5 protein-coding genes are annotated in these 6,574 nt (G+C 74.2%); 3 read left to right on the forward strand and 2 right to left on the reverse strand.

The features are described 5' to 3' along the window. Position 1 precedes the first annotated feature (1 nt). Positions 2–817 carry an ATP-binding cassette domain-containing protein gene (locus HND91_RS08220; protein WP_181706059.1) on the forward strand — a complete coding sequence of 272 codons (816 nt, stop codon included), beginning with the start codon at positions 2–4 and terminating at the stop codon, positions 815–817. Positions 818–1,003: 186 nt separating this feature from the next. On the opposite strand, the gene cydC is transcribed toward HND91_RS08220, so the two are convergent. After that, complete coding sequence (gene cydC / locus HND91_RS08225; RefSeq protein ID WP_181706060.1) at positions 1,004–2,806, reverse strand: thiol reductant ABC exporter subunit CydC; 1,803 nt, start codon at positions 2,804–2,806, stop codon at positions 1,004–1,006. Beyond that, positions 2,803–4,626, reverse strand: a complete 1,824-nt coding sequence (gene cydD, locus HND91_RS08230; RefSeq protein WP_181706061.1) for a thiol reductant ABC exporter subunit CydD — start codon at positions 4,624–4,626, stop codon at positions 2,803–2,805. Before cydD ends, cydC begins: the two co-directional genes overlap by 4 nt. Before the next feature lie 123 nt (positions 4,627–4,749). On the opposite strand from cydD, the gene HND91_RS08235 reads away from it, so the two are divergent. Both HND91_RS08235 and HND91_RS08240 read left to right on the forward strand, forming a co-directional pair. Then, entirely contained in the window at positions 4,750–5,706 is a 957-nt protein-coding gene (locus tag HND91_RS08235; protein WP_181706062.1) for an aminotransferase class IV, read from the forward strand. Further along, the gene (locus tag HND91_RS08240; RefSeq protein WP_181706063.1) at positions 5,703–6,308 is read left to right on the forward strand and encodes an NUDIX domain-containing protein; all 606 of its coding nucleotides are present in this window, start codon (positions 5,703–5,705) and stop codon (positions 6,306–6,308) included. Before HND91_RS08235 ends, HND91_RS08240 begins: the two co-directional genes overlap by 4 nt. The last annotated feature ends 266 nt before the right edge of the window (positions 6,309–6,574 follow it).

A 6,574-nucleotide genomic window follows, 5' to 3' on the forward strand; every position in this document is an offset into this window, starting at 1 on the left:
CATGGCACAGAACACCGGGACGCCCCTCGTCGAGATGCGCGACATCTCGATCTCCTTCGGCGGCATCAAGGCGGTCGACCACGTGACGGTCGACCTCTATCCGGGCGAGGTCGTCGGCCTCCTCGGCCACAACGGCGCCGGCAAGTCGACGCTGATCAAGATCCTGTCCGGCGCCTACAAGGCGGACGCCGGCTCCATCTTCGTCAACGGCCAGAAGGCCGAGATCGCCACGCCGCGCGACGCCAAGTCCTACGGCATCGAGACCATCTACCAGACGCTGGCGCTCGCCGACAACGTGGACGCGGCCGCCAACCTCTTCCTCGGCCGCGAGCTGCTCAGCCCCTGGGGCACGCTCGACGACGTCGCCATGGAGGCGGCGACGCGCCAGGTGATGGGCCGCCTGAACCCGAACTTCCGCAAGTTCAAGGAGCCCGTGAAGGCGCTCTCCGGCGGCCAGCGGCAGTCGGTGGCGATCGCCCGCGCCATCCACTTCAACGCCAAGATCCTGATCATGGACGAGCCGACCGCCGCGCTCGGCCCGCAGGAGACCGCCCAGGTGGGCGAGCTGATCAAGCAGCTGAAGGCCGAGGGCATCGGCATCTTCCTGATCAGCCACGACCTCCACGACGTGTTCGACCTCGCCGACCGGGTGTCGGTGATGAAGAACGGCAAGCTCGTCGGCTCGGCCCGCACCACCGACGTCAGCCAGGACGACGTCCTCGGCATGATCATCCTGGGCAAGTGCCCGCCCGGCGCCACCCGCGGCCCGGGCGCCATCTCCGAGAAGGAGCTCGCCGCCGTCGGCGCGCACCTCTGAGCCGTCCGGGCGTCCGCCCCGAAGGCTCGGCGGACGCCACGAGGGTCGATATCAGACCGGCCGGAGCCCGCTCCGGCCGGTTTTTCATGTCGAAGCCCGCGATCCGACCTTTCCGTCCGACCGAGACGACCGGCGGAGTTGCTTCGGTCCGCGGCGCGAACGACAGGATCGCTCCACCAGCCTCGCTCAATTGGTCGGCGCGGCCCGGTCGTTGAGCCCCGCCATCAGCCGTTCGAACAGCTCGGTCCCGCGCCGCGCGTCCGCCACGATCCGGCCGCCGTCCACCCGCACCAGCCGGTCCGCGAACGCCGCCTCGTCGCCGAGGTGGCTCGCCAGCACCACCGTGCGTCCCTCAGTCGCCGCCGCGAGCCCAGCCATCACCCGCGCCGCCGTGCCGGCGTCGAGCCCGTCCGTCGGCTCGTCGAGAAGGAGAAGCGCCGGCTCCGCCACCAGCAGCCGCGCCAGCGCCAGCCGCCGCCGCTCGCCGCCGGAAAGGCCCGCGCCGCCTTCGCCGAGCGCCATGTGGAGCCCGCCGCGCGCCTCCACCACCGGCCAGAGCGCGACCGTCTCCAGCGCCCGCCGGAACACCGCGTCCGACCCGTCCGGCCGGCCGAGCGCCAGCGCGTCCCGCACCGTGCCGCGGAAGAGCTCCGTCCGCTGCGTCAGCAGTCCCACGTCCGGCCGCCCGGCCTCGGGCGCGAACCCGTCCACCGCCATGCGCCCGCCCGCCGGCTCCACCAGACCGGCCAGCAGCGCCAGGAGCGTCGACTTCCCCGCCCCGCTCGGCCCGACCAGCGCCACCCGCTCGCCCGGCTCGATCCGGAGCGACACGCCCCTCAGCGGCGCCACGCGCCCGCCGGTCGCCGCCACCCCCGCCGCCTCCAGCACCACCGCCGCGCCCGACCCGGCCGGGACCCGCCCGCTTCCGCCGAACCGGGAGCCCGAACCGGCCACAGGCCGACCGGCCGCCTCCACGCCACCCGCCTCCCCGGCGGACCGGGCGCGCGAACCGGCCACAGGCCGACCGGCCGCCTCCCCGGCCCGCATCAGCGGCGCGACCCGCCGCGCCGCGAGCAGCATGCGGCCGAGGTCGAGCGCCAGGGTGCGCAAGGGCTGCACCAGTTCGGCGATCGCGAAGGCCGCCACCACCACCAGCGCGAACACCGGCCCGGAGACGGCCCCGGCCCCGACCAGCCCCGCCCCGGCAACCAGCGCCCCGGCGATGGCCGCTTGCGTCGCCAGCACGCCCGCGGCCCGGGCGATCATGTCCCGCCGGTGCTGCCGCTCCTCCACCGCCGCGACCCGGTCCGCCGCCGCGCCCACCGCCGCCACCGCCTCGCCCAGGCGGCCCGCGACGGCGAGCTCCGTCCGGCCCCGGTCGAGATCCACCAGCCGCCGGCGCACCGCGTCCACCGCGTGGTGGCGCCGCCGGGCGTCGCGCTCCCCTTTGACCGCCAACAGCACCGGACCCACGATCCCGAGCAGCACCGCCGGCCCCGCCGCCGCGAGGGCGAGGCCGGTCCCGAGCGTCGCGAACGCCGCCGCCAGCGCCGCAAGGGTCACCGCCGCCGCCGCGAGCGGGGCGGCGAAGCGCAGGTGCACCGCGTCGAGGGCGTCGAGGTCGCCGGACAGCCGCGCCAGCAGGTCCGCGCTCCGGCCCGCCGCTTCCCTGCCCCGCGCGATCCCGCGGAACACGTCCACCCGGAGCGCCGCCAGCACGCGGAACGTCGCGTCATGGCTCACCAGCCGCTCCAGGTAGCGCGCGCCGGTCCGCGTCAGGGCGAAGAAGCGGATCGCCGCGCTCGGCCGGAAGGTGTCGAACACGATCAGGCCGAGGCCCGCCAGGGCCGCCCCGGCGATCATGTAGCCGGACACCGCCAGGAGCCCCAGCCCCGACGCGAGCGTCGCCACCGCGAGCAGGATCCCGCCCGCGAGCCGCGCCGGCGCCGTCCGGGCGAAGCGCCCCATGATGGCGAGAAGCGCCCTCATGCCCGCCCCTCCCCGGCCGCCACCGAACCCGCGACGACCGCCGCGTCTCCGCTCCGCGACGGCGCGCCGGCGTCCGCCGCCCTCATCACCTCGGCCGCCCCGTCCGCCCCCGCCTTTTCCGCTGTCCGATGGTCCTCGCCCGCCGGCGCGATCCCGTTCCCCGCCGCCCGCGGCTCCAGCCGGATCACCCGGTCCATCCGCCGGGCGAGCGCCGGATCGTGGGTCGCGACGATCAGCGTCCGCCCCTCGGCCGCCGCCGCAAGCGCGCCCCGCACCGCCTCGGCGGTCTCCGCGTCCAGGTCCGCCGTCGGCTCGTCGGCGAGGATCAGCGGCCGGTCGGCGAGCAGCGCGCGCGCCACCGCCAGCCGGCGCAACTCGCCGCCCGAAAGCCCTGCGCCCGTCTCGCCCAGCGGGGTGCGCAACCCGCGCGGCAGCCGCGCCACCAGCCCGTCCAGCCGCGCCGCCGCCAGCGCCCGGTCCATGGCGGCGCGGTCGCCGGGCGCGATCAGCGTCAGGTTGCGCTCCAGGCTGCCGGCGAGCGCCAGCGGCGCCTGCCCTACCCAGGCGATCCGGCCGCGCGCCGCGTCCGCCGTCGCGGCGTCCACCGCCGCGCCGCCCAGCCGCACCGTCCCGGCGGACGGCGCCACGAGCCCCGCGATCGCGGCGAGCACGGTGGACTTGCCCGACCCGCTCGGCCCGAACAGCGCCACCCGCTCGCCCGCCGCCACGTCGAGGCTCACGCCCTCCACCAGCACGGCCCCGTCCGGCGCCGCCACCGTCAGCCCCTCCACGGTCACCGCCGGCGGCGGTCCCGCGTCGCCCGTCGGCGCCCGGCCGCCCGTCCCGACGATCCCGGCGCGCGCGGGCCGCACCAGCGCCTCCAGCCGGTCGTCGAGGGCGTCGGCGGCTGCCTTGTCGTGATAGGCGGCGGAAAAATCCCGCAGCGGCTGGAAGAAGTCCGGCGCCAGGAACAGCACGAACAGGCCGGTCGCCAGATCCACCGGCGCCAGCGTCGCCCCGAAGCCGATCCAGCCGAGGAGCGTGAACCCCACCCACACGGCCACCAGCGCCACCGCGATGGAAGAGAAGAGCTCGATCACCGCCGACGACAGGAAGGCGAGCGCCAGCACGCTCATGGTCCGGCGCCGGATCCGGTCGCCCGCGTCCGCGATCGCCTCCGCCGTCCGGTCCACCGCCCCGAACAGCCGGATGGTGGTGAGGCCCGACAGCCGGTCGAGGAGCACGCCGGTGAACGTCCCCACCTCTGCGAGCTGCGCCCGGCTGCGGTCGCGCGCCTCCGCGCCGATCAGCGAGGTGAACAGCGGGATGAACGGAAAGGCGAGCAGGAGGATCAGCGCCGACGCCCAGGACACCGCCGCCACCACCAGCGCGATCGCGAGCGGCACCACCATCAGCCGCGTCCGCGCCGGTCCGTAGCGGGTGAGATAGGGGTCGAGGCTCTCCACCTGGTCGCTCGCCAGAAGCGCGATCTCGCCCGGCGCCGGCCGCGTCGCGTCCACCGGCGACCACGCGGCCGCCGTCTCGGCGATCATCCGGCGCAGCCGCCGCTTTTCCCGCGTGGCGAACCCGGCCGCGATCCGGGCCGACCAGGCGTCGAGGCCCGCCCGGAGAACGGCGAGGAGCAGGAACAGCCCCGCGGCCGACGCCACGTCCGCCATTCCGGCGAGCCGCCCTTCCACCACGCCCGCCACCGCGCCGGCCAGCACGAAGGCCTGCGGAATCCACACGAGGCTCGCCGCCACCGAAAGGGCGCGGGCGCTCGCGGGCGCGGTCGGGATCGTCCGGTCGGGCGGTCTCATGCCGCCGGACATAGGGAGCGGAACCGGCCCGGCGAAGTGCGGGCTATCGCCGCGCCATTGAGGCGGCCGGCGCGTTCCGATACGGTTCGGCCAACCCGGACCCCGGTCTTGAAAGCAGAGTGCATGAATTCCCCGCTCCTTCCGCATGCCGTCAGCACGCATGATTCAGCGCCCGATCCGCGCAACGAGTCCATCCTCATCTACGTGAACGGCGACCTCTTCCCCCGCGACGAGGCGAAGGTCTCCGTCTACGACAGCGGCTTCATGATGGGCGACGGCGTCTGGGAGGGTCTGCGCCTCTACGACGGCCGGATCGCCTTCCTGGACGACCACCTGGACCGTCTCTTCGAGGCCGCCAAGGCCATCGACCTCGACATCGGCATGACGCCGGCCGAGATGGCGAAGACGCTCTACGACGTGCTCGACGCCAACCGCATGACCGACGGCGCCCACATCCGCCTCATGGTCACCCGCGGCCGCAAGAAGAACCCGTTCCAGGATCCGCGCCTGTCGGTCTACGGCCCGACCATCGTGATCATCCCGGAATACAAGGTCGCCTCCGAGGAGACCTTCCGGAAGGGCCTGAAGCTCTTCACCGTCCACGTCCACCGGCAGACGCCGGACAGCCAGGACCCGAAGCTCAACTCCCATTCCAAGCTCAATTGCATCCTCGCCCTCATCCAGGCCCTGAAGGCCGGCGGCGACGAGGCGCTGATGCTGGACCCGCACGGCTTCGTCAACACCTGCAACTCGACCAACTTCTTCATCGTCCGCAAGGGCGCGGTCTGGACCTCCACCGGCGACTACGCCATGAATGGCATCACCCGCGCCAAGGTGATCGAGGTCTGCCGCGAGGCCGGCATCCCGGTGTTCGAGCGCAATTTCTCGCTGGTCGACACCTACGGGGCCGACGAGGCCTTCGTGACCGGCACCTTCGGCGGCCAGACGCCCGTGGTGGAGATCGACGGCCGGCCGATCGGCACGGGCCGCCCGGGCCCGATGGTGGAGCGCGTCCGCGCCCTCTACAAGGACCTGGTCCGGCGGACCGCGTCCGCCAGCGCGGAAGGGATCGGCCGGTGAGCGAAGGCCTTCCCGAAACCCGGCTGCCGCCGGTCACCATCGTGGACCGGCGCACGGTCTACGACGCCTGGGTGACGCTGGAGGTGGTGGTGCTCGACACCACCGTTCGCGGCGAGCCCGTCCGCATCAAGCGCGAGGTCCACGACCACGGCAACGGCTCCGCCGTCCTCGTCTACGACCCGGACGCCCGCACCGCCATCCTGGTCCGCCAGATCCGCCCCGCCGCCCTCGTCAGCGACGGCTCGGGCCTGATGCTTGAGGCCATGGCCGGCATCGTGGACCCGGGCGAGGACCCGGCCGACACCGCCCGCCGCGAGGCGGAGGAGGAGGCCGGCGTCATCGTCGGGGACCTGGAGTTCGTCGGCGCGCCCTACTCCACCCCGGGCTCCGTCACCGAACGGGTCTGGATCTACCTCGCGCCCCTGAAGTCCCGCCTCCCCCGCGACACCGGCGGCGTCGCCGAGGAGCACGAGGAGATGGAGATCCTGGAAGTCCCCCTGCGAACCCTCGCCGCCCTCGCCGACGCCGGCGAGATCATCGACATGAAGACCTTCATCCTCATCGAAACCCTCCGCCGCCGCCGCCCGGAGCTTTTCGCGTAATCGACCAAGGCCCCGCCCCGCCGAAGCGCCGACCAGGGCCAACACCGCAGCCACCCCTCCCCACCCAGCCGTCATCCCGGCGTCCGCCGGGATCCAGCCGACGGCTCACCCCGCACGACGCTTCAGGCTTCCCGCCACCGCCGCGGATGGCGGACCGTCCGAATGGATCCCGGCCTTCGCCGGGATGACGCCGTTTCCTGTCGGCAGCGCAACGCATCGCCGGCTTCCGCCGGGATGACACCGCTCAGGATGGCAGCGCAACGGCG

The organism is Chthonobacter rhizosphaerae (genome assembly GCF_013839525.1).
GTDB lineage: Bacteria > Pseudomonadota > Alphaproteobacteria > Rhizobiales > Pleomorphomonadaceae > Chthonobacter > Chthonobacter rhizosphaerae.